We start from the raw sequence: 21,812 nt of genomic DNA on the forward strand, positions 1-21,812 counted from the left end.
GGTGCAAAGGGGGCGGCATGGCCAGGATCGTGATCGTTGACGACAGCCGGCTGGCCCGTACCTTCACCGCCAAGTGCCTGGAAAAGCTCGGCCACGAGGTGGAGGTGGTGGAGCCCACCAGCATCTTCGACGTGGTCAAGGTCCTCCGGGAGCTCAAGCCCGACCTGCTCATCATGGACTTCCTCATGCCCAACTGCCCCGGCACGAGCCTGGCCAAGGTCGTGGGCGACGACGCCGAGCTCAAGGCCATGGGCACCCTCGTCCTCACGGCCCACCACGACGAGGAGGTGGTGGAGCGCCTGAAGAACCTGGGGGTGGACGAGGTGCTCTTCAAGCCCGTGGACCCCGGGGCCCTGGGCCAGGCCGTGGCGGACGCCTTGGTTATTCGAACGTGAGGACCCCGGGCTCCTTGCGGTAGGCGAAGAGCTCTCCGAATCGCCCCCAGGCCACGATGGTCTCGAAGGTGAGTTCGGGATCCTCCATGGGCAGGCGGCTGGCGATCTCGCGGATCAGCTCCTCCCGGGCCAGGGACCCCTCCCGCAGCTCCAGCATGTCCTGCACCACCCGGAAGAGCTTGAGCTCCATGAGCTGGTCCCGCCAGATGAGCTTGCGCTCGTCCATGCCGCCCTGCACGAACCGCCGCCCCAGGGCCGTCAGAATCACCTGCCGCTTGGGCGTGTCCACGAATTCCAGCATCTCGCAGCCCTTGACGGTGGTGAGCACCTTCTCGAAGGGCACGTGGGTGTGGGCGACCACCTGGAACAGGTCGCAGGTTCCGCCCAGCGTGTCCAGGAGCTCCAGGAGGCCCAGCATGTCGGCGTTCTGGGCCCCGGGCAGCGGCTCGACGATGTCGGCCTCCACGGAGGGCTCCACGGTGCTCACCTGGATGTCGGGCAGTTCCGCGCTGGTGATGATGTCGTGGAGCTGGTCCACCAGCCGCGTGAAGTCCGGGCTGCGGGTGTCCCGGGGCCGGGGGAGCGTGTTCTCCACGATGGTGCGGATGCGCCCGGGGTTGGCCGAAAGCACCACGATGCGGTCGGCCATGTAGGCCACTTCCTTGATGTCGTGGCTCACCATGAGGATGGACGACGGGTTGCGGTCCACGTCGTCCCAGATGTCGAGGATCTCGGCCCGGAGGCCCTCGGCGGTGAGGGCGTCCACCTGGCTGAAGGGCTCGTCCATGAAGAGGATCTCGGGGTTCACCGAAAGGGCCCGGGCCATTCCCACGCGCTGCTTCATCCCGCCGGAGAGCTCGCGCGGGTAGGCCTCCTCGAAGCCCTCCAGGCCCACCATCCGGATGGCGCGGTTGGTGCGCTCCCGGATCTCGGCCCGGTCCAGGCCCTTGGCGATGAGCACGTTCTCCACGTTGGCCTCCACCGTCATCCACGGGTAGAGCGCGAAGCCCTGGAACACGATGGCCACGTTGGAATTCAGTCCGGCCTGCTTCTGGCCCCGGTAGCGCACCTGCCCCTGGGTGGGCTCGATGAGCCCCGCGAAGATCCGCATGATGGTGGACTTCCCGCACCCCGAAGGCCCGATCAGGCAGATGACTTCGTTGGGGCGGATGTCCAGGTTGATGTCCTCCAGCACGCGCAGGGGCACGCCGGTGCCCCGGTCGAAGGATTTCTGGATGCCCCGGAGTTCGAGGATGGGCTGGGCGTTGGGATCGAGGGCCATGGTCGACCTCACTTCGTCAGGGAATAGCGGGTGTGGGCAAGCTGGTAGGTGGGCTTCCACACCAGGCGGTTGAAGACCACCACGATGGCGGACATGAGCAGGACGCCCGCGGCCAGCAGGGTCAGGTTGCGCTCGTAGGCGGCCTGGCTCACGGTGGCCCCCAGGCCGAAGGTCTTCAGGGTCTCGCCGTGGAAGGAATAGTACTCGGCCACGATGCTGGCGTTCCAGGCGCCGCCGGCGGCCGTCACCCAGCCCGTGACCAGGTAGGGGAAGGTGGCCGGCAGGTAGAGGGCCTTGAAGCGCTGCCACCACGAGAGCCGGAAGCTGGTGGCGGCCTCCTTGAGGTCGCCGGGGATGGCCATGGAGCCCGCGATGACGTTGAACAGGATGTACCACTGGGTGCCCAGGAGCATCAGCAGGACGCAACCGTAGTTGAGCCCGATGTGGAAGCGGGCCAGGGTCGCGATCACCACGGGGAAGAGCATGGGGGCCGGGAAGCTCGCCGCCACCTGGACCACCGGCTGGAGGATCCGGCTGAGCCGCGGCGAGAGGCCGATGGCCAGCCCCGCGGGCACCGCCCAGAGCGTGCCCAGGGCCGTGGACGCCAGCACCCGCACCAGGGTGAGCCCGCCGGCCTTGGTGAGCCAGGCCCACTGGCGGGCCGGGATGGCCGAAAGGTAGTGCACGAGGCTCACCGCCGCCCAAACCACGACGGCCAGCAGGCACAGGAGGGCGACGTTGGCCACGGTCCGCTGGATCGTGTTGACGCGCCGTTTTACGTGGGGCCGGGGCGCCGTCCTCACCTTGGCCAGCCCCAGGTGGCGCCGGTGGGCCCGGCGGACCTCCAGCCACCGCACCAGCCGCGACCGGCGCAGGAGCCTCAGGAGCCAGCTGCGGGGCTGCTCGCCCTGGGCCGTCTCCTCCACCCGGAACCGCTGCGCCCACACCACCACCGGCCGCCACAGCACCTGGTCCAGGAACACGATCATGCACACCATGGCCACGATGGCCGCGACCATGGCCGTGGTGTCGCCCTTCTCCACGGCCACGCTCATGTAGGACCCCAGGCCCGGCAGGCGGAAGTCCTGGTCGCCCAGCTTGAAGGCTTCGGTGATCATGAGGAAGAACCAGCCCCCGGCCATGCTCATCATGCTGTTCCACACCAGGCCCGAGGTGCCGTAGGGCAGTTCCACCCACTTCAGCCGTTCCCACCAGGTGAACCCGTAGACCGTGGCGGCCTCCTGGAGGTCCTGGGGCACGGACTTGAGGGAATGGTAGAAGCTGAACGTCATGTTCCAGGCCTGGCCGGTGAAGATCATGAGGACCGCCGCCAGTTCCAGCCCCAGGTTGCTGTGGGGGAAGACCGCCACCAGGGCCAGCACCAGGCCCGGCATGAAGCCCAGCACCGGGATGCTCTGCAGGATGTCGAGCAGGGGCACCAGGAGCTTTTCCGCGCGGCTGTCCTTGGCGGCCCAGTAGGCGTAGACCAGGGTGAAGCCCAGGGAGATCACGTAGGCCGCCAGGCCCCGCATCATGGAGAAGAAGGTGTAGAGGGGCAGGGACGCCGGGGACAGGTCGATCTCCACCACGGGCCTCTTGGCCCCGGTCCACTGCTGGCCGAGCTGCACCAGCCCGAAGAGCAGGGCGCACCCCGTCAGGATGACGACCAGGTCCACCCACCGGCGCCGCCGGAACGGATAGAAGAGGGAATTGGCCTGACCCCAGACGGTGTCGATGATGCGGTTGAGCATGGGAGATCCGGAGCGGAGTGGCGCAGGGCGGCACCCGCCGCTCCCGCATCCTTGCATACGTGTGTCGCCTGCGTGCTACGTTTTCGCGTCAGCGGCGGCACAAAGGAGGTTCTTCGATGGGGTTCACGTTCAGCATCGATACCTCCTTTCCGGATAAATCCTCTTAAGGCAGAATGCCCCCCCCCGATGAACCGGTCAACCCTGATACCGGAAATTGGACCAACGGAGGCGGCCCGGTCAAAATCAAGGCAAAGGAGCATAACCTTGGACACCAGGAAAATGGGTTTCAATACCAAGTTGGTCCATGCGGGCATTCCCGACGATCCCACGGGCAGCGTCGCCACCCCCGTCTACCAGACCTCGACCTTCGCCTTCCGCAACGCCCAGCAGGGCGCCGACCGCTTCGCGGGCAAGGTCCCCGGCTTCATCTACAGCCGCATCGGCAACCCCACCGTCTGCGCCCTGGAGGAGAACGTCGCCCAGCTGGAGAACGGCTTCGGCTGCACCGCCACCGCCTCGGGCATGGGCGCCGTGTCCACCGTGTACATGGCCCTCCTGAACCAGGGCGACCACATGGTGTCCACCGCCGGCGTGTACGGCCCCTCCCGGGTGCTCATGGACAAGCACATGAGCCGCTTCGGGGTGGAGTCCACCTACCTGGACACCAACGACCTGGCCGCCCTCAAGGCCGCCATCCGGCCCAACACCAAGGTCGTCTACGTGGAGTCCCCCTCCAACCCCTCCATGATCGTCACCGACATCGCCGCCGCGGCCGCCGTCGCCCACGAGGCCGGCGCCCTGCTCGTGGTGGACAACACCTTCGCCAGCCCCTGCCTCCAGAAGCCCCTGGACATGGGCGCCGACGTGGTCCTGCATTCCATCACCAAGTTCATCAACGGCCACGCCGACGTGGTGGGCGGCGTCATCGTCGCCCGGACCGAGGAGCTCCACAAGAAGCTCCGGGCCATGGTCGTGATCATGGGCCCCTGCATGGACCCCCACCAGGCCTCCCTGGTCAGCCGCGGCCTCAAGACCCTTTCCATCCGCATGGAGCGCGCCCAGGCCAACGCCATGCAGATCGCCCTCTGGCTGGAGAAGCACCCCAAGGTGGAGTGGGTGAGCTACCTGGGCCTGCCCAGCCACCCGCAGCACGACCTCGCCAAGCGCCAGATGGCGGGTCCCGGCGCCATGATCTCCTTCGAGGTCAAGGGCGGCGTCGAAGCCGGCGCCCGGCTCATGGACAGCGTCAAGCTGGCCGCCCTCGCCGTTTCCCTGGGCGGCGTGGAGACCCTCATCTGCCACCCCGCCTCCATGACCCACGCCAGCATGGGCCGCGAAGCCCGGCTGGAAGGCGGCGTCACCGACGGCCTTGTGCGCTACGCCGTGGGCATCGAGGACGTGGAGGACCTCATCGCCGACCTGGACCAGGCCCTGGCCAACGTCTAGCGTTCGCCGATCCCTGGCCTGCGCTGGCCGATCAACCCCTGGAACGCCTCCCGGACGGGACCTATCCTCGTCCCGGAGGCGTTTCCATGGTCAAGGTCCTGCTGTGGTTCATCCTGCTGGTCATCTGCTGGCCCCTGGCCCTGCTCCTGCTCGTCCTCTTCCCCCTGGTGTGGCTCCTGCTCCTGCCCCTGCGCATCCTGGGCTTCGCGGTGGAGGGGGCCCTATCCCTGGTGCGGGGCGTCTTCCTGCTTCCAGGCAGGATCCTGGGGGGCTGAGAACCGCGTCCCCGGGGGAAACCGCAGGCCGAAGGCCGAATCCAGGACGCCCAGGAGCCCGTCGGGTTCCAGCTCCCGGGTGACGCCCCCCCTCGTGAAGGTCAGCCCCCGCAGCCAGGCCCGGTCCCCCTGGGCGCACCGCTGGACCGTGATCACCTGGGTGAACTTCGAGTCCGGGTGGGTGCTGGTGTAGTGGTTGGCCACCTTCAGGTCCACCGGGAAGACCTCGCCGGGCTCCAGGGCATAGAGGTCCTTCCATTCCCCGTCCCGCCAGGCCTGGAGCACCTGCCGGGCGCCTTCGGGCACCACGCGGTTCCGGTCGTCCGCGCGTTCCACCTCCCGCCCGTCCAGGGGCACCGGACCCAGGATCCCGTCCCCCCCGAACCCCACGTCCGCCAGCCAGGGCCCGTCTTCCAGGGCCACCTCCAGGGCTAGGTGCGAGCGGGCCATGGGTCCGGCCGCGGCGTCCGCGCCCCGCCGCACCCGGGCCTCCCGCAGCCGCACCGTGAACCCCAGGGCCCCCAGCGCCGCCGCGAAGAGCGAGTTCTGCTCGAAGCAGTAGCCCCCCCGTCGCCCCGCCACCAGCTTGGCCTGCAGGGAGGCCAGGTCCAGCCGGATGGGCCGCCCCAGGTGGATGTCCAGGTTCTCGAAGGGAATGGCGCGGGTGTGGGCCGCGTGCAGGGCCTCCAGGGCCGCCGGCGTCGGCCCGGGCACGCCCGCGAAGCCGATGCGCTCCAGGTAGGCCGGAAGGTCGAAGAGGTCGTTCATGGGGTTCCTCCCAGGGCGGAGCGGCCGCGGCGCACCAGGACCGGAACCAGGACCATCCCCCCCAGCACGATTCCCATGGCCAGGGTGGGGTTGCCCAGGTACGCATTGAGCCGGAGCGTCGTCACCGCGATGACGGCGTAGTAGAGCATGTCCCCGGCGATGGCGAAGGCCCACCCCGCCACGAACCCGTGGCCCGCCGCCATGGCCGCGGCCCGCCCCGTCATGGGGTCCACCCCGAAAGCCACCAGGAGCAGCCCGATGGGCCCGGCCCCCGTGCCGCTCACCTGCCGCGCGCCCCGGGCCATGGTGAGCTTCATGGCCATGCCCAGGCGGAACAGGAAGGGGACCCTCGCGCCCAGTTCCACCAGCAGGAGCAGGACCGGCTCGAACACCAGGGCCAGGATCAGGTCCGACACGAAGTAGAGGCCCGCCGTCACGGGCCAGGGCAGCCCCTGGGACCGGGCCAGCAGCACCCCGGCGGGAATCCCGCCGCCGACCGGGAGCAGGAAGAGCATCAGCACGGGGACCATGCAGGATGGTAACCGGTTGCCCCGGCGCACCCGAATTTATAAATTATTACTCTTTCGGACCGGCCTTTCCGAAATCCCGGCCTATGCTTCCAGGTTGAGGAACGGCCGATGTCCAAGCCCACCCGAAACCTTCCGAAGCTGGCGACCCTCCCCGGCCCTCCCGTGCCCGGGGCGCCCGGGACGCCTGTCCGCGCTGCCGCCCTGGAGCCGCCCTCGCTCCCCCCCGTCCAGCCGGTGGCCCGGTTCTTCGGGGTGCCGTTCCTGAAGGGATCCGCCCGGGAGGTCACGGCCATCCACCTGTGCCCCGAGCGGGTCCACCTGGCCACCATCCGGGACGGCACGGCCCTGGAGGTGTCCAACCGCCTCACCCTCGGCCGGGTCGACCTGGGCGGCCTCACCTGCGCCCGGATGATCGCCTTCCGTCCCGGCCAGCCGAACGCCGCCTCCACGGAACTGGCCATCGTCGGCGCCCCGGACACGCCCGAGATCGCCCGCTTCGACCTCAAGGCGGGTAGCCGCCTCGCCGGCCTGCCCATCCAGGGGGTCACCGCCCTGGCCTACAGCGGCGACGGCCGCTTCCTGGCCGCCGGCACCGGGACCGGGGCCATCCGAACGTGGCTGCTGGGCCCCGGCGATCCCACGCCCCTGCGATCGGGCGCCTTCGAGGCCCAGGTGGAGAGCCTGGCGTTCCACGGCGAGCACCCCACCCTGTACGCCACCCTGGCCACCGGCGCCCTGGTGCAGCTGGAACTGGCGCCCGGCCCCGCCGTGGACGCCGCCCATGCCCTGCGACGGTGCGCCCCCGGCGCGCGGGCGCACCGGGTGGCCGCCGGTCCCCGGGGCTACAACCTCTACCTGGCCGGGCGCGACGACCGGGTCTACGTGCTGGACACCCTCACCGGGGAGGTCGGCCTCTTCTCCCCCGGCGTGGGCCCCATCACCGGTCTCCAGGTCCTGCCCGCCAGCGGCCACCTGTGCGTTCTCGGCCCTCGTTCCGTCTACATCGTCGACGCGGTGGGCCCCGGCCAGCGCGAGCACCTCGCTCTGGTGTGCCCCTTCCAGGCCCCCGTCTACGCCGCCTGGGAGCTGGACGGCGACGCCCTGCTGGTCTTCCATGCCGGGGAGTCCTAGTCGCCCTGCTTTACGGCCACGGCGGATTTCAGGGCACCCTCCAGGTCAAGCGGGAGGATGTTCCCCCTTCCGTTAACCCAGAAGCGGCAACCTTCCGTCCCGGACCGCAGGGCACACAAGGGAGCGCCTGGATCCGGACGAAAGAGATGCGCCACCCTGTCACCGTCCAGGCTCTCGACCGATCCGGTTTCTGGATCCAGCGAGAGGAAGAACGTCTTCGCATGTTCCGTGGTGACGAATCCGTCTGGAATCGACTTCGGGAAGCCCCGGTATGCGCTCTCTTCGATGGACTCGACCGCGTCCACATGGTGTTGCAGATGGGTCCTGTCGGCCTCCACCAGGGTTGTGACCGTGAAGAGGATGCGTCCATCCTGGTCGAAGAAGGGGTCCGAGGGGAAGACAGGGTAGGGCGTCGCACCGTCCGCCCGGATCGGGTGCCGCTTGTCCTTGATGGGTTTGAAGAAATATTCCGTCAAGGTCTTCACGCGACCGCTTCCGGACGGATCCCAGACCAGGACGCGGCCCGTGTTGAGGAAAACGTATCCCTTTCCGTCGCGCTGAATGGCCGTGCTCTGGTAGCACTGCCCCAACCGGGGCTGTCGGGCCTGGAGCACGCCCCGTCCCTGGGTCTCCACGTTCACCTGCGTGAGCGTGCGCTTGCGCGTGACCTTCCCAGCCAATTTCTTTTGTTCGGCAACCTCGATCAGGAGCTTCCCGCCCAGGGCGCAAAGGGGCGTGGACCTGGGCGGCAGCTGGACCCAGGAGGACCAGACCCATCGCCCAGCCCCGTCAGGATCCCTCGCCAATCGCCCAACCTGGGTCCAGCAAGCGAGCCCTCCCGGACTTCGGAACCGGCATAGCGTTTCCTCACCCCATAAGTAATAACTGTCATCCATTGGCCGTTCAGAGGATGAGAAGGGTGGAACGAGCGGCAGCTCCCAAATCCGTTTGGCCCCGTCCCACCTCAGGATCTTGCCCTGGTGAGGGATTTCCCACCGGAACGTAGGCCCCGACATTGTTCCATCCTGGGCATAGGCAGAGGCCATTCCAATGAAGGCGAAAAGGGTTCCCAGGGCGATTCGTCCGGCTGGCATGGCGGCTCCATTTATTAATAGAACAATGAAGGATCAAACCCATGACCTACCCTGCAATAGCAGATCGTTCTTCTGCCGTCGCTCTGGCAGTGTGTCAAGGCATTAAGGCACGTGCTCCCGGTGAAAACAAGCCTTACCGGACAGCCTGTTCTGTCATACGGTGAACAATTCACTCCAGGCGAACAAGGCCAAGCAGGCGTGAAGCCTGATTGGCAGATAGCCAGCATCATTACCCATTTAAAGTAGTTGTGCATGGGTGCACCTCCTTGCAAGAAAATCGTCCATATTCCAAATCCGTCAATGCGGTTTTAGAATAATCTGTGTATATTATTCCAATTAATAACCGGTATTTTCAGATTTCGAATTATTATAAATATTTGACAAAGGTTATCGCCTGGGCCACAGCCTGGGGCCCGCCCTCGAACGCTGGGTTGGGACCGGTGCTGATAGCCCATCGGGCCGCGGCTTGCCCCGGTGATGTACCTCTGGACATTTCGCCCACGGAAGCCGGTGCGGAGAAGCCACCCGGGAACTGGACCGCTACGCCGTGCGGGTCTTCCACGCCGGGGAGGGCGCCCCGTTCGGCGACCTGGGATAGAATGGCCCTGGCGTCCGCCGTTCCGGCCCCGCAAGGCCCAGGCCTCCCAGCGGACCCCCGGGACGGACCATGGACAAGATTGAAACCAGACCTCGGCCTCTGTGGCTGATCCTGCTGGGCTTGCTCGCCTTCCGGTACCTGTGCCATGCCGTTGCCCTGCTTCTGATCCTGCCCGGGGAGATGCGACCCGGAGCGCCGCTGCCCGACCTGCTCCTGGGCCACATGCCCTACATGCCGGCCCTGGCCCGGTGGAACTACGTGCTGTGGCTCCTCTGCTACATCCCCTCCGCCCTTTGGATCGGGCGGCAGGACCGCCAGCTGTTCGTGCGCCTGGTGGTCACGGACGGTGCCCTCTCCCTGCTGCGCGGCCTCATGATCCCCCTCACGGGCATCGGCCCGGTGCTCGGGGCCGACATCAACGCCCTCCACCCCTTCGCGGTGTGGCCGGCCTTCCTTTCCATCCTCAATCCCCTGAAGGCCATCGGGGAGAACGCCGCGGGCGTCTACCTCACCAAGGACCTCTTCTTCAGCGGCCACATCGCCACGACCTTCCTCCTCTACCTCTTCTCCCGGCGCTTCGGCAAGGCCAGCCGCGTCTTCCTGGCCCTGAACCTGTTCACCCTGGCCGTGGTGCTGCTGGCCCATCTCCACTATTCGATCGATATCATCGCGGGGTATTCCATCACCTACGGTGTTTACCGGCTGAGCGAACGGTACGGCCACGCCCTTGCCTGGGTCTGGAACGCCTCCTGGGAACTGGAAGACGACCCGGAACGGGAATGCTCCGCCCCGGACTGAAGCAAACAGGTTGGATTTTGCATCCCATCCGCCCAGAATGAGGGGTCTTCCACGGGCTTTCCCATGAAACGCTTCCTCCTTCCGCTCCTGCCCTGCCTCCTGGCGGCCCAGACCGTGCCGGCCCACATCGACGCCTTCCAGGCCACGGCCAAGGCCGTCGCCCGGGGCGGCTCCGTGACCCTGCGCTGGTCCGCCACGGGCGTTGACCAGGTCCGCCTGGACCCCCTGGGCCTGATCCTGCCCGCCAAGGGCGAACTCACCCACCTGGTCACCGGCCGCACCGTCTATTGGCTCCACGTCACCAACGGGGCTGGCGGGCAGAGCACGCCTCTGGTGGTGGACGTCCTGCCCGAGGCCCCTGTCCCCCCGCCAGCGCCGGTCCCCTCCATCCAGCCCCTTCCCCAGGCGCCATCCGCGCTTCCGTCCCTGACGCCGCCGGAGCGGCCCAGGCTGGCCGCCCTGCCCACCGTCCCGTCCACCCCGGCCCCCGTCCTCCGGGTGGCGCTGCCCCTGGCGGACGCCGCCGCGCACCGCCCGGGATCGCGCACGGTGTGGATCCAGTACGCCGCCACCGTCAGCACCCGCGGGGCCGCCCGGCTCCAGCGGAGCCTCCTGCGCACCGCCGCCACCCCGTCCACCCTGCTGGTGCGCAACCGCCGGTCCGGGCGTCCCTTCCAGCTGGTGCGCAGCGGCCCGTTCCCCACCGTCCGCGCCGCGCGCCAGCACCTGCAGTCCGTGGCTCCCGCCATGAAGGCGCTGGGAATCAATCCGATCGTCGTCCTCGGCCCGCCCCAGCCCTTGACCTTGGGCCCCACCTACATCGCCGACTCGCGCCAGCCCTGACCGTCAGGCCCGGCCCAGCACCCGCCCGGCCACCGCGTCCAGGTGGCGCAGCGTGTCCGGGTCCCGGTGGCCGGGGGCGGTGATGAGGGCTTGTTCCAGGGCGGTGCGGCAGGCGCAGGCCGGCGCCGCGGCGTCGGCCCGGATGCGGGGCACCACCTTTCCGGCCAGGGAGCGGGCCCGGTCGGCGTTGGCCACCATCACCTTGACGACGGCGTCCACCGTCACGTGGTCGTGGTCCGGGTGCCAGCAGTCGTAGTCCGTCACCATGGCCACGGTGGCGTAGCACATCTCGGCCTCCCGGGCCAACTTGGCTTCGGGCATGTTGGTCATCCCGATCACGTCGCAGCCCCAGGACCGGTACATCCGGGACTCCGCCAGCGTGGAGAACTGGGGACCTTCCATCACCAGGTAGGTGCCGCCCCGCACCGCTTCGATGCCCGCCTCCGCCGCGGCCGCCTCCAGATGGTCGCCCAGGCGGTGGCATACCGGGTGGGCCATGGAGATGTGGGCCACGAGCCCGCGGCCGAAGAAGCTCTTCTCCCGGGCGAAGGTGCGGTCGATGAACTGGTCGGCGATGACGAAGGTGCCCGGCCGCAGGTCCTCCCTCAGGGAGCCCACCGCGCTCATGGAAACCAGGTCCGTGACGCCGGCCCGCTTCAGGGCGTCGATGTTGGCGCGGTAGTTGATCATCGAGGGCGAGATCCGGTGCCCCCGGCCATGGCGGGGCAGGAACACCAGGGGCTGCCCCCCGAGGGTCCCGAACAGAAGCTCGTCCGAAGGCTCCCCGAAGGGCGACGCCACCTTCTCCCACCGCTGGTCGGAAAGCCCTTCCAGGTCGTAGATCCCGCTGCCCCCGATGAACCCGATGACCGTACGGCCGTTGTTCTCGCTCATGGTCTTCTCCCCCGGGATTATCGCAGAGGGAAGGCCGCGGGGCTCACGAGCCGGCGGGGGGTTCCCACAATTCCACCTTGTGGCCTTCGGGGTCGATGACCCAGGCGAACGTTCCGAATTCCGAGGCCTCCACCTTGTCCAGCACGTCGCAGCCCTCCGCCCGCAGGGCCTCCACCAGGGCCCGGACGTTCTCGACCCGATAGTTGATCATGAAGGAAGCCCCGCCCGGGCCGTACGTATCCCCGTCCTCGCCCGCGATGCTCCAGATCGTGCTCCCCCCCGTGGGATGGCCCTCGGCGTCGGTCCAGTTGAACGCCGTCCCGCCCCAGGCCTGGACGTCGATGCCGAGGTGCTCCTGGTACCAGGCCCGGAGGGCGGCTGGATCCTTGGCCTTGAAGAAGATGCCGCCGATGCCCGTAACCCTTCTCATGCGCGACTCCTGGAGGTGGCAAGGCCCTTAGTTCGATTTCATCTGCAGCAAGGCGCCATGGATATCCGCGCTGCCCCAGTGTTCCGCGTACCTGTTGTCCTCGATCCGAACGATGTCCGTGATGGGAATGGAGATCCGCCTCCCCGTGGGCGCGTGACCCAGGAACGGCCCGGAATGGGTACCGTTTATGGTCTTCCGGGTGACGACCTTGCTGTTCTCCTCGATCTGATCGTGGATCACCACTTGGATATCCGTGAAGGCCTTGCGCAGAACGTCCGTGAAGAAGGCCCGGAAGCCTTCCGCTCCATTGGGCGTTCCAGGCGCAGCCGTGCGGTTCACGAAATCCGGAGAGACCAGGTCGGTGAAGACGTCCAGGTTCCCGTTCTGAATGATTTCGAGGTTGAAGCGCCTTACGATCTCCTTGTTTCCGGTCATGGGGACTCCCGTGGGCAATGCCGTTGAAGGGTTCGACTGCGATGGGCACAGGGGTGCACGTGTCGCGGCTAGGATTTCGGCTCCTGGGAAGGCGCCGGTTCCTGGGCGGGGGTGGGAACCGGATGGTTCCTCGCTGAATCGAGTGGGTAGCGACCGGTTATAACCGGGCGGTTTGCCAGGCTGGGGTCAGATCGAACTTCAGCTTGCCGGCGATGAGGTAGGCCATCGTCACCAGGTTGCGGATGGTCCGGTAGCCCCGGGCTTTGGACTTGGCGGCCTGGAGCAGCGAGTTGATGCCTTCCAGCAGCCCATTGGCCAGGCCGCTCTTGAACCAGCGCAGAACCCCAGCCATGTGGTCCTTGAGCGTGTCGGCGGCTTTGACCATGGGTTGGATGCCGGACTCCCGGACCATCGTGATCCACTCTTTCAGGAACATCCCAGCCGCTTGTGGATTCGCCTGCTCATAGAAGTCCTGGAGGGTGAGTTTCATTCGGTAGGCCTCAGCCGTCAGCAGGTTCGCGCCCCGCAGCTCCTGGAGCCTCCCAGCCTGGGTCGCCCTGAGGTTCGAGGGGTTCTTCAGCCAGATGTAGCGGGTCTTCTTGAGCTCGGGCCGATCCTTGGCCTCTCCGCGCCGCACGTCGTCCACGGCCCTGTTGATCATCTGCATGACATGGAAGCGGTCGAAGGTCAGGTGCGCCTTCGGGAAATGCGCTCTCAGCCCCTTGATGAACGAGGGAGACATGTCCAGGCAGGCCTCCTCGATCCTCTCTGGGTCACCCATGTGGGCCACGAGGTCGGCCTTGAAGGCCTGCACGGTCTCATGGCTTCGCCCGGCCACACCGAACAGGACCTTCTTCTCCTCCATGTCCATGACCAGGGTGATGTAGTTGTGCCCGCGCTTGGCGGCGGTCTCGTCAATGCCGATCCGGGTGACGGTGGACATGTCCACCTTTGCCCGGGCCTCATCCACGTGGTGATGTACCAACCGCCAGAGCTTGGTATCGTGCTCGCCGACCAGCTTGGCGACTGTGGCTACCGGCATGGCCTGGACCAAGGTCATGATCAAGGCTTCGAACAGGAGGGTGAAACCTGATCCGGGTCGAGCCCAGGGGACCTGGACTTGCTTGACCCCGTCCACATCGCACTTGCAGCGAGGCACCCGGGCCGTCAGGTAAGCGGCGTGCTGAAAGAAGTCCAGGTGCCGCCAGGTCTTCTCCTCGGTGTCGTGGACCTTGGCGGGCTGGCCGCAGACCGGGCATGGAAAGTCAGCCCCACGGGTGAAATCGATCGTGATGTCCAACCGCTTGGCCTCCTCGTCGAACTGGAGATTCTTGACCTCCCAAGGGGCCTGGAGGCCGAGTGCCATGGTGAACAGGGTGTTGGTGTCCATGGCCCCATTGTCCATGGAACAGGCGCGCCGACCCACCCTCTGTGGCCGGTGCTCGGGAATGGAAAGCCCGGCGGATTCCGCTCCGCGGAACGGCCTATGGCCGCCCTTCGGGTCCGCGTCCTTCCCACACCCTCGGGCTCCGCCTGGAAAACGCTGACGCGTTTCCCACACCGCCCACAGCGACGGTCAGCAGCAGCATGGTTTTGAGCCACTTCTTTCCTGGGATCCGAGTCCTGGTTTCACCGTTCCAGGAAACCTTGCGGAACTGGGCCACAGCACGGAACAGGTCGGCGGTTTATGCGCTGGTTACCCACACGAAACAGCGACGGGCCAACCGGATCGGTCGCCGGGGGCGCTGCTTTTTTCGGCTTCCCGGACCGCGGCGTCATCCTCGCGGCCTTCACTGCGGCATCGCTCGCGGCCTTGGCCTGCCGCGCAGCATCGGCGCTGCGGCCCGAGGCGACCTTGGCCAGTTCCGCATCCCTGCGTGCCTTCCTGGATTGCCGGACCGCCATTTTCGCATTGCGAACCGCCTCACGCTGCGCCTTCTTCGCGGCATTCAGGGAATCCTGGGCCTTGGCGACATCGGCCTTGGTTTTCGAAACGGCTTCCAGTGCGGCCTGCACGGCCGGATCGTTCTCCTGGGCTGAACCGCCAGGGCGGTGCGGAGGTGCCTGCATGGGAAACGCGCTTGAGCAGACAGCCAGGGTGAAGCAGAGGGTCGCGAACATTCTCATGGGTGGATCCTTGGAAAGGGTGGATGGAATGAACTCATGATGCCGGCATTTGCCTCGTCCCGGCGTGGCCGTTAAGGGGAAGGAGCACGCAGAAGGAAGATCTGGAAAGCTTACCAGGAACCCTTCCCCAAGGCGGATCGCCCCCGGGATGGATCCGTCATGGCCCTTTCACCTCGTACCGGAGCTCCGCGAACCCCGGCCCGAACCGTTGAACGGAGGTGAGCCGCAGCGCGGAGGCGCCGATGATCCGACGGGGCAGCAGCGGCTTTCCCCTTCCCAGGGTGACCGAACCTATTTGAACAATGATTTCATCCAGGAGCCCGGCGTCATGGAACTGCCCAACCAGGTCGCCGCCGCCCACGATCCAAAGGTTCTTGCCGCGGGCCGCCTCCTTCATCTCCTCGTGGACAGGTCGAACCCCGCCGCGCACGAACCGGATGTCGGCCCCCGGAAAGGGCTCGAGGGTTCGCGACGAGAAAACCCACGTCGGCTGCGCGTAGGGCCAGGGAGCCCGGGCCCCGGTTTCCGGGTCGACGACATGGCGGAGCATCCATGCATAGGTGGAGGCGCCCATGGCCAGCGCGCCGACCTCCTTGATGAAGTCCGGATAGCTGGTCACGTTGATGTCGCCGAGGGGGAACAGCCAGTCGAGGGAATCGTCTTCCGTGGCGATGAAACCATCGAGGCTTGAGGCCGTGTAGTACTGGGTCTTCATCGCAGTCTCCTGGGGGCAGCCGGCCGTTGGAGGATGATCATGCATGCGCGGCGCCGCCTGGGCAATGCCAGACCCTATGTCGGAACGCGGTGGCTTCGGCTCAGCCACCAGCGGAAGAGCCGATGACCGAAATCCACGGGCTGGCAAAACATGAGCGGGCAGCCGCCTTCAATGGGCTCGACCCCGTGTTCGCGGCAGGCCCGAAGGGCCTCGCTTGACACGCTGCCCTGGCCGAACGACCGGTGGAACCAGATATGCCTGATGCCCTTTTGGAGGGCTTCAAGGGCGACCTTTGCGGAAACGTCCGGGTGCGTGGCGATGATTACGCCATCAACCTTGCCCGGCACCGCGAGGACGTCCGGAAAGCATTCCTGGCCTTCCAACTGAACCGCGTTCGGGTTGACGGGAATGACCTCGTAACCGGATCTCCGGAGCTTCTTGAGGATCGCATTGGCCGGAGCGGAACCGGATCGGGAGACGCCGACGACGGCAATGCGTTTACCCGAAAGAAATTCCGAGATGGCCTGGGGCACCTTTGCCATTGGAGGATACCTCCTGGTGGGAAACGCGGCGCTTGAGAAAGGATGCCAACAGCCTACCACCTTCAATGGGCAGGGAAGGTGGCCGGAAAGGATGCGATGGAGGCTTGCCAAACATGCGTAAAATACGTCGCGCAGGGCTGATGGCCTGCTCTCCATCGGGCCCTGGACATCCATTCGGGAGGGGAACGTGGGCAAGGATCAGGCAGCACCGGAAACGAAGGGGGTGAAGGTCGAAGTGCTTTCAACGGTCGACCTGGGGCCCGAAATCGAGGGAATGGCGGGCTGGCAGCTTCGCATGCGCAGGGTGACGATCGAACCTGGCGGTGTCTTTGGGCCCCTCCACGACCATAAGGGAAGGCCAGGAACGGTCTTCATCCTGCAAGGAACCATCACCGACCACCGCGAGGGGGGCGCCAAGGATTACGGACCTGGCCTGGGCTGGCCGGAGGACCGGAACACGCTCCACTGGTTGGAGAACCGGGGCAGGGAAACGGCCGTGGAGATCTCGTTCGACCTTGTGCGGCCGTGAATCATCGCCAAGGTTGTTCATGCCCTGGCCCTGAAACGCCACGCAACGACGAATGCCTGGCCGCAGCCGGTGGGCATCAGGTCAAAGTTCGTGGGTGTAGACGATGAAGCCCCGGTGCTCGGCTAATTTGTCGTAGGCCGCTCGACCGGAACGGTTGGTGTCGTGGGTTTGCCAGTAGACCCTGGAACTTCCAGCCGAGGCTGCGGCAGCATACACCGCGCGGATGAGTTGCCCAGCAATACCCCGGCCCCGGCACGACTCGGAAGTGAACAGGTCCTGCAGGTAGCAGACGTCGTTCAAGCGTGTTGTGCTGCGGTGAAACAGGTAATGAACCAGCCCGACGATCTGGCCAGCTTCCTCGGCCACCAGCGCATGCACGGGTTCCGCCGGATCGAAAAACCTGCCCCACGTGGACGCCGTGATTTCCTCGGGCAGGGCGGTGGCTCCGCTGCGGCCGTAGAAGGCGTTGTAGCCATCCCAGAGGGTTCGCCATTGGGCATGGTCTGAACGGGTTAGGGGGCGGATGATTGTCGGTTCAGCTTCGGCCATTCCGGAATATTAAACCGGACGATAGTTGATGTCACAGCATGAATCAGCGCAATTCAGGGAGCTGGTGGGCACGACTGGGAGACTCGATGTTGATGCCTGTTCGGTCGCTTACCTTCGTGGCTAAATCCAGGGCCCTTTCGTAAGTAAATGCCCCAAATACATTTTCTGCGAGATTTAATTCTAATCCATCAGCGCAGATTAAGGCGATATGCCAACTGGAAGATTTTCCAGCGCGCCCTACCCGGAGACATTTAAATTCCTGGGGGAGCCTTTCCCAATGCACGAGACCGTATAAGTTCTTTTTATGAAATGTGATCGATTTTCGACACGTGGATACAGCTAGCCATTGGTCTGCAGTGGCGCTGTATATGCTTGAATAAACAAGGAGTATCCCAAATATTCCAACCACGGCCAAAGGCCAGTTCTGGGACTGTCCGGCGAAGTGGAGTTTGCCGACGATCCACAGGAGAGCGACCCCTGGTATCAACGTCGCTACGGCCCATTGATTTCCTTTGAACCGGAAGACCACGCCTTCGGGGGATTCGTCGGAAAGCACCATGGTGGGAGGATTTTCTCTCAACGAAGGCTCCTGGAAGCTGAAGAGGTAGGCTTGGGTGATGCCTGACGCTGGTGTTGAGCGGCCCTGACGTCCTCCGGAGCAACTGGAACCCGTGCGGCCAGAGGATTCAATCGACAATGAAGAGCTTGGCACCGCCGTTCGTGGACGATCGGTGAGCTTCAGCATCGTCTGCGACCTGATAGCTCATGCCAGGCTTCAAAACAAAGGATCGGCCATCTTCGAGCTCGGTGAGGAGCTCGCCTTCAACACAAAGCAGAATGTGCCCCTTTCTGCACCAATGGTCTGCCTTATAGCCGGGAGAGTATTCAACCATTCGCACCCGGATGCCATCAAAAGTCTTCGTTCGCCAATAGGCAGCACCTGTTTCCCCCACATGCTCTGTGGGTTCGACCAGGGTCCAGTCGGTGATTCCAAAAGGGGTAGCGGAGATCTGCACATGGCCTCCGTGGGTAGCGCCTGCGGTTGAACCGGGGGGTGGTGGGTGCCTGAAGCTGGATCGATGCGTGGTGGGTGATGCCTAACGCTGGCGCTAGGCGGTCCCCTACCTGGCGGAGCGCTGGTTGGAGCTCCAGGCATTGAAGACGGCACAGGTCAGTGAGAAAACACCATCTCCTTGACTTCAATGCCCTCAATGGATTGGAGCTTAACTACCATTGCCTTCCAAGCGTCTTGCCCACCCACAATCTCCAGAAGGACGATACCCTCGGGAGAATTCCCGATCTCGTGGAGGCCGAGGCGGGTCTTTACGAGGCTGCCGAATTCAGTGAACACCTTTTGGACCGTCACCGCGTCCTTGAGGCGGTCGGTGACATGGATGCCGAGGATAACGTGGGCGGGTTTCATAGGTCTCTCCTTTGAGTACCCGTATTTTACCACTAGTGTCCGGTTAGATCTCCAGCGGAAACAATGGTTTAGAGATCCACCCATTGTCGTTTTGGGGTTCGGGCTCCGCAAAGGCGCGCCGAAGCTCGGTTTTCTCGAAGACGGAAACTGAAAAGACCTGGAGCAAAGTGTACATGGAGGCCTCGATTTGCAGTTCCTTCTTGGCGATAGCGATCAGGGCATAGGTGGCCACGGCGCACCAAACCTGCGACTTGACGGCGTTCTCGCTAGTGCCCAGGAACCGCTTGATCCGCAGGTGCTGCTTGATCCACTTGAAGAACAGCTCCACCATCCACCGTTTCTTGTAGAGGGCGCAAATCGTCAGGGCTGGGAGGGCCATGTTGTTGGTCAGGAAGACCAGCGTCTTGCCCGTCTCCGGGTCTCGAAAGCGCACGCGGCGCAGTGGCTCGGGATAACCCCGCGAGGCGTAATGGCCGTTCAGCGCGATGTGTTGGTCGCAGATCACGCCCTGTTCCCGGTCGGAGGGCGCAGAACGCAGGCGCCGGGCATCCATGCCCACCTTGGCGCGTGTCACGAAGAACGCGCCGCTCGCTTGGAACCGATGGAGGCGGGCGAAATCGATGTAGCCTCGATCCATGACATAGAAGGCACCCGGCTCGACGGGAAGGATGTCCAGGACCCGCACATCGGCCATCTTGCCCGTGCTGATGTGGATGAAAGTCGGGATCGAGCCACGCAAGTCAATCATTGTGTGGAGCTTCACGGCCGACTTCGTGCTGCGGAAGTGGGCCCAGGGGAAGAGCGTCATGCACAGGTCGATCGTGGTGGAATCCAGGGCGTAGACCGTGGCTTCGAGGTCCAGGCCCAGGTCATCCCCGGCGTAGAGCTTGCGGGCCTTGTTGATGAGGAGCTGGGCCAGTTCCGCCCATATTCGCCAGTCGCGCTGTTCAAGCGCATCCGCCAGCGTGGAGCGGCGAACTGGCTGGCGGAAGCCCATGCCATAGAGTTTGTTGGGATGGGCGGCCAGGCATGCCTCCAGGTCGCGCAGGCTTTCGCGCCAGGTGAGCTGCACGAAGGCCATGGCCCGGAACTGCTCGGTGCACGGGAAGGTGCGAACGCCGTAGTCTCCCTGGTGTCGCCGAACGATTCGGTCGAAGCTGGTCCATGGCACCCAGGCCATCAGTTGGGCGAAAAGCGTCTTGCCCGAATTCATCGGCGACCCCCTCTACACCATCCTGGGGGCACTGCGCAAACGCCGTTTCAAATCGACACCAAGGTTTTGCGCCGGGATCGCGTTGAAATTACAGGCGCTTTTCAGAAAGATGCGTTAGGGAACCAGACGCCAGTGGTATTTTACCCCTTTCAAATTCCTTGGGTGCTCTGTTCGGCTCGATTGGTAGGTGGTGGGTGATGCCCCGCGAAACCAGCTAAACGGCCCCGCCTGCCCTGAGGCGATGAGCGAAGCAGATGGGAGAGAGCGGGAGGCAATTCAGGCGGGGTCCGAGTTGAGCGGAGGGATAGGCATCGCCTCCTACTCGGTGACCTGCGCCACGAGGCGATCCCCAAGGTAGATCTTGACCGGGAAAGTGAGGCGACCTGTCAACACATACTCTGTGCTCAATCGAGCCGATGGGGCGAGACGGAAGGCAAGTGGAGTCGTGTCATCGGCCTTGTTGATTTCATAAATGGGTAAGGCCTGAACCCCATCGGCACCGACAAAGGAAACATCCGTAGGAGAGAACGCATGGAATGAAGTGCTCTTGTTCTGAAAGTCAATTTTCACGTGAGCACGCCCAGACCATTTGGTATTTGAAGCAATAAGCTGATTTCCATTGAGCTTTGTGATGGTGATGAAGAGACCGTTGGCTTGAATCGGATGAGTAGCAAGCTCATTGACTTTAAGGTTGAGGGCGTCCTGAGCACTTAGAGGTTTGATTGCAAGGCAAGCCGCCAAGACCAAGCAGACAAGAGATACAGTTCGACGCATGTTGTTGCCTCCTTTGGGTGATGCCTAACGAATGAAGCTAACCGGCCACGCCTGGATCGAGACGAGGGGCGAAGCCGAAGACGCAGGGAGTTGAGAGAGAACGGAAGGCAATGTAGGCGGGGTCAGAGTTGAGCGGAGGGTTGGGCCGAGATTGCGTATCAGATTGAATGATTTTAAGCTTTCGTTTTCGAATCGGTGGAATGGTTTGAAGAATGGAACGCCAGCGTAATGATGGTCGGAATAATAAACCCTTTTAGATAGGAGAGGGGGTGCCTGCCTTGAGTGAAATCAACGGGAAGATTTCCAAAATGGGCCCAATAGTGAGTGATAATCAAACCGGTAATCGCGATCCACATTCCCCACAAAGCTCGACGGCTGCCAAAGACGACCAGAAGCAAGCTTAGCGTGATGCCCACGCGAAGAGTCGACTGCAGATATTCATATTTTGTATGGACACTCGTGCCGGCACCCAAATACAAATCGAAGAGGGTATAGGTATGGTAAAATATCAGAAGTCCGGCAAGTAATAGGATGATCCCTCGCCGAAACAGCAAAGCCACTTTGCCCTGGGTTAGATGTTGTTCGGACATCGAATCATTCCATCTAATTGTTACAGAATGTAGCCATCCGAATATTCCTCAACTTAATGCCTAACGCCCGGCTTGGCCGGACCCAAAGTGGCGGCGCGACCGGCGGAGAAGAATGTTGGAGTTCGAGGAACCTTGGTGGGATGTAGGCACTTTGGAGTCCGGGTCGAAGCTATGTTTAGGCGGACGGAGGAATGGTGCTGGATTTCACCCGACGGATTTCCAGGTAACGCAGAAGGTAATTCACCAGCATTGAATCAAGAGCCGCTGGGAGTATTGAAAACAACGTTGTCTGGCTAGCAAAGCAGATCCACCCAAACCCTAAGCGGACCTCAAGCCACAGACTAATATCGAATGTCAGAAGGGACCAGGGAAAGCCAACGAATTGAAGAGCGTTCTCGCACCACCCTGGCCAATGGCCGATTAGCCCAAGAAGGTAAAGAAGTAGCAGGCTAGCCGAAAGCGACCAGAACGTTGTTTTGACGACCTTGGCTCGGACCACGTTTCTATTCCTACAGGGTGATCCATTAACGCTGAATCATTGCGGTCTGGGGGAGATGCTTAACGTCGAAGTTGAGTCGACCGCAACCTGGCGGCGCGGGTGGAGGAGAAGGGAGGTTGGAATGACGATACCACCAAGGAAACGGGCAGGTTGGGGCCGACCTCGAACGCTGGGTTAGGTT

The 21,812-nt window shown here is 64.2% G+C and carries 25 protein-coding genes; 7 read left to right on the plus strand and 18 right to left on the minus strand.

Annotated elements, in window-relative coordinates:
* Window positions 1–17 precede the first annotated feature (17 nt).
* Window positions 18–395 (plus strand): response regulator, encoded by a 378-nt coding sequence (locus ACZ5LB_RS17505; RefSeq protein WP_464603491.1) that lies wholly within the window; start codon window positions 18–20, stop codon window positions 393–395.
* Here ACZ5LB_RS17505 and ACZ5LB_RS17510 read toward each other — a convergent pair.
* Together ACZ5LB_RS17510 and ACZ5LB_RS17515 are read right to left on the minus strand one after the other, a co-directional pair.
* The gene (locus ACZ5LB_RS17510) at window positions 382–1,677 is read right to left on the minus strand and encodes an ABC transporter ATP-binding protein (RefSeq protein WP_464603492.1); all 1,296 of its coding nucleotides are present in this window, start codon (window positions 1,675–1,677) and stop codon (window positions 382–384) included. The genes ACZ5LB_RS17505 and ACZ5LB_RS17510 overlap by 14 nt on opposite strands.
* Before the next feature lie 8 nt (window positions 1,678–1,685).
* Window positions 1,686–3,428: an ABC transporter permease gene (locus tag ACZ5LB_RS17515; RefSeq protein ID WP_464603493.1), complete on the minus strand. Its 1,743-nt coding sequence runs from the start codon at window positions 3,426–3,428 to the stop codon at window positions 1,686–1,688.
* Between the two features lie 279 nt (window positions 3,429–3,707).
* Here ACZ5LB_RS17515 and ACZ5LB_RS17520 point away from each other — a divergent pair, with 279 nt between their 5' ends.
* Together ACZ5LB_RS17520 and ACZ5LB_RS17525 are read left to right on the plus strand one after the other, a co-directional pair.
* The gene (locus tag ACZ5LB_RS17520; protein ID WP_464606332.1) at window positions 3,708–4,874 is read left to right on the plus strand and encodes a trans-sulfuration enzyme family protein; all 1,167 of its coding nucleotides are present in this window, start codon (window positions 3,708–3,710) and stop codon (window positions 4,872–4,874) included.
* Between the two features lie 86 nt (window positions 4,875–4,960).
* Complete coding sequence (locus ACZ5LB_RS17525; protein ID WP_464603494.1) at window positions 4,961–5,149, plus strand: hypothetical protein; 189 nt, start codon at window positions 4,961–4,963, stop codon at window positions 5,147–5,149.
* On the opposite strand, the gene ACZ5LB_RS17530 is transcribed toward ACZ5LB_RS17525, so the two are convergent.
* On the minus strand, window positions 5,096–5,917 hold the full coding sequence (locus ACZ5LB_RS17530) for an arylamine N-acetyltransferase family protein (RefSeq protein ID WP_464603495.1): 822 nt from the start codon (window positions 5,915–5,917) through the stop codon (window positions 5,096–5,098). The two genes, ACZ5LB_RS17525 and ACZ5LB_RS17530, sit on opposite strands and share 54 nt — an antisense overlap.
* Window positions 5,914–6,447 (minus strand): hypothetical protein, encoded by a 534-nt coding sequence (locus tag ACZ5LB_RS17535; protein WP_464603496.1) that lies wholly within the window; start codon window positions 6,445–6,447, stop codon window positions 5,914–5,916. The genes ACZ5LB_RS17530 and ACZ5LB_RS17535 overlap by 4 nt, the downstream gene beginning before the upstream one ends.
* A 108-nt stretch (window positions 6,448–6,555) precedes the next feature.
* Here ACZ5LB_RS17535 and ACZ5LB_RS17540 point away from each other — a divergent pair, with 108 nt between their 5' ends.
* Window positions 6,556–7,578 carry a WD40 repeat domain-containing protein gene (locus ACZ5LB_RS17540; RefSeq protein ID WP_464603497.1) on the plus strand — a complete coding sequence of 341 codons (1,023 nt, stop codon included), beginning with the start codon at window positions 6,556–6,558 and terminating at the stop codon, window positions 7,576–7,578.
* Here the strand turns inward: ACZ5LB_RS17540 and ACZ5LB_RS17545 are convergent.
* The gene (locus ACZ5LB_RS17545; protein WP_464603498.1) at window positions 7,575–8,063 is read right to left on the minus strand and encodes a hypothetical protein; all 489 of its coding nucleotides are present in this window, start codon (window positions 8,061–8,063) and stop codon (window positions 7,575–7,577) included. The genes ACZ5LB_RS17540 and ACZ5LB_RS17545 overlap by 4 nt on opposite strands.
* Before the next feature lie 1,276 nt (window positions 8,064–9,339).
* Between ACZ5LB_RS17545 and ACZ5LB_RS17550 the strand changes: the two genes are divergently transcribed.
* Window positions 9,340–10,068, plus strand: coding sequence for a phosphatase PAP2-related protein (locus ACZ5LB_RS17550; protein WP_464603499.1), 729 nt, complete (start codon window positions 9,340–9,342; stop codon window positions 10,066–10,068).
* A 63-nt stretch (window positions 10,069–10,131) separates the two neighbouring features.
* Entirely contained in the window at window positions 10,132–10,911 is a 780-nt protein-coding gene (locus ACZ5LB_RS17555; protein WP_464603500.1) for an SPOR domain-containing protein, read from the plus strand.
* A gap of 3 nt (window positions 10,912–10,914) precedes the next feature.
* Here the strand turns inward: ACZ5LB_RS17555 and ACZ5LB_RS17560 are convergent, their stop codons facing one another.
* The 7 genes from ACZ5LB_RS17560 to ACZ5LB_RS17590 all read right to left on the minus strand — a co-directional run bounded on the left by ACZ5LB_RS17560 (window position 10,915) and on the right by ACZ5LB_RS17590 (window position 16,054).
* Window positions 10,915–11,805, minus strand: coding sequence for an S-methyl-5'-thioadenosine phosphorylase (locus tag ACZ5LB_RS17560; RefSeq protein WP_464603501.1), 891 nt, complete (start codon window positions 11,803–11,805; stop codon window positions 10,915–10,917).
* 43 nt (window positions 11,806–11,848) lie between these two features.
* Window positions 11,849–12,235: a VOC family protein gene (locus ACZ5LB_RS17565; protein ID WP_464603502.1), complete on the minus strand. Its 387-nt coding sequence runs from the start codon at window positions 12,233–12,235 to the stop codon at window positions 11,849–11,851.
* A 27-nt stretch (window positions 12,236–12,262) separates the two neighbouring features.
* Window positions 12,263–12,670: an ester cyclase gene (locus tag ACZ5LB_RS17570; RefSeq protein ID WP_464603503.1), complete on the minus strand. Its 408-nt coding sequence runs from the start codon at window positions 12,668–12,670 to the stop codon at window positions 12,263–12,265.
* A 157-nt stretch (window positions 12,671–12,827) separates the two neighbouring features.
* Window positions 12,828–14,075: an ISL3 family transposase gene (locus ACZ5LB_RS17575; protein WP_464602215.1), complete on the minus strand. Its 1,248-nt coding sequence runs from the start codon at window positions 14,073–14,075 to the stop codon at window positions 12,828–12,830.
* A gap of 224 nt (window positions 14,076–14,299) precedes the next feature.
* Entirely contained in the window at window positions 14,300–14,797 is a 498-nt protein-coding gene (locus tag ACZ5LB_RS17580) for a hypothetical protein (RefSeq protein ID WP_464603504.1), read from the minus strand.
* Window positions 14,798–14,954: 157 nt separating this feature from the next.
* A complete protein-coding gene (locus tag ACZ5LB_RS17585) occupies window positions 14,955–15,512 on the minus strand; it encodes a dihydrofolate reductase family protein (protein WP_464603505.1) in 558 nt (185 codons plus the stop codon).
* Window positions 15,513–15,586: 74 nt separating this feature from the next.
* Window positions 15,587–16,054: a CoA-binding protein gene (locus ACZ5LB_RS17590; protein WP_464603506.1), complete on the minus strand. Its 468-nt coding sequence runs from the start codon at window positions 16,052–16,054 to the stop codon at window positions 15,587–15,589.
* Window positions 16,055–16,241: 187 nt separating this feature from the next.
* Here ACZ5LB_RS17590 and ACZ5LB_RS17595 point away from each other — a divergent pair, with 187 nt between their 5' ends.
* On the plus strand, window positions 16,242–16,583 hold the full coding sequence (locus ACZ5LB_RS17595) for a cupin domain-containing protein (protein ID WP_464603507.1): 342 nt from the start codon (window positions 16,242–16,244) through the stop codon (window positions 16,581–16,583).
* 81 nt (window positions 16,584–16,664) lie between these two features.
* Here ACZ5LB_RS17595 and ACZ5LB_RS17600 read toward each other — a convergent pair whose 3' ends face one another.
* The 6 genes from ACZ5LB_RS17600 to ACZ5LB_RS17625 form a co-directional block, all read right to left on the minus strand.
* Complete coding sequence (locus tag ACZ5LB_RS17600; protein WP_464603508.1) at window positions 16,665–17,132, minus strand: N-acetyltransferase family protein; 468 nt, start codon at window positions 17,130–17,132, stop codon at window positions 16,665–16,667.
* 686 nt (window positions 17,133–17,818) lie between these two features.
* Entirely contained in the window at window positions 17,819–18,148 is a 330-nt protein-coding gene (locus tag ACZ5LB_RS17605; protein WP_464603509.1) for a DHCW motif cupin fold protein, read from the minus strand.
* Window positions 18,149–18,303: 155 nt separating this feature from the next.
* Window positions 18,304–18,555, minus strand: coding sequence for a hypothetical protein (locus ACZ5LB_RS17610; RefSeq protein WP_464603510.1), 252 nt, complete (start codon window positions 18,553–18,555; stop codon window positions 18,304–18,306).
* A 43-nt stretch (window positions 18,556–18,598) separates the two neighbouring features.
* Entirely contained in the window at window positions 18,599–19,768 is a 1,170-nt protein-coding gene (locus ACZ5LB_RS17615; RefSeq protein ID WP_464602275.1) for an IS4 family transposase, read from the minus strand.
* A 318-nt stretch (window positions 19,769–20,086) separates the two neighbouring features.
* Window positions 20,087–20,542 (minus strand): hypothetical protein, encoded by a 456-nt coding sequence (locus tag ACZ5LB_RS17620; protein ID WP_464603511.1) that lies wholly within the window; start codon window positions 20,540–20,542, stop codon window positions 20,087–20,089.
* Window positions 20,543–20,715: 173 nt separating this feature from the next.
* Window positions 20,716–21,132, minus strand: coding sequence for a hypothetical protein (locus ACZ5LB_RS17625; protein WP_464603512.1), 417 nt, complete (start codon window positions 21,130–21,132; stop codon window positions 20,716–20,718).
* Window positions 21,133–21,812 lie beyond the last annotated feature (680 nt).

Source organism: Mesoterricola sp. MK458, assembly GCF_055384935.1.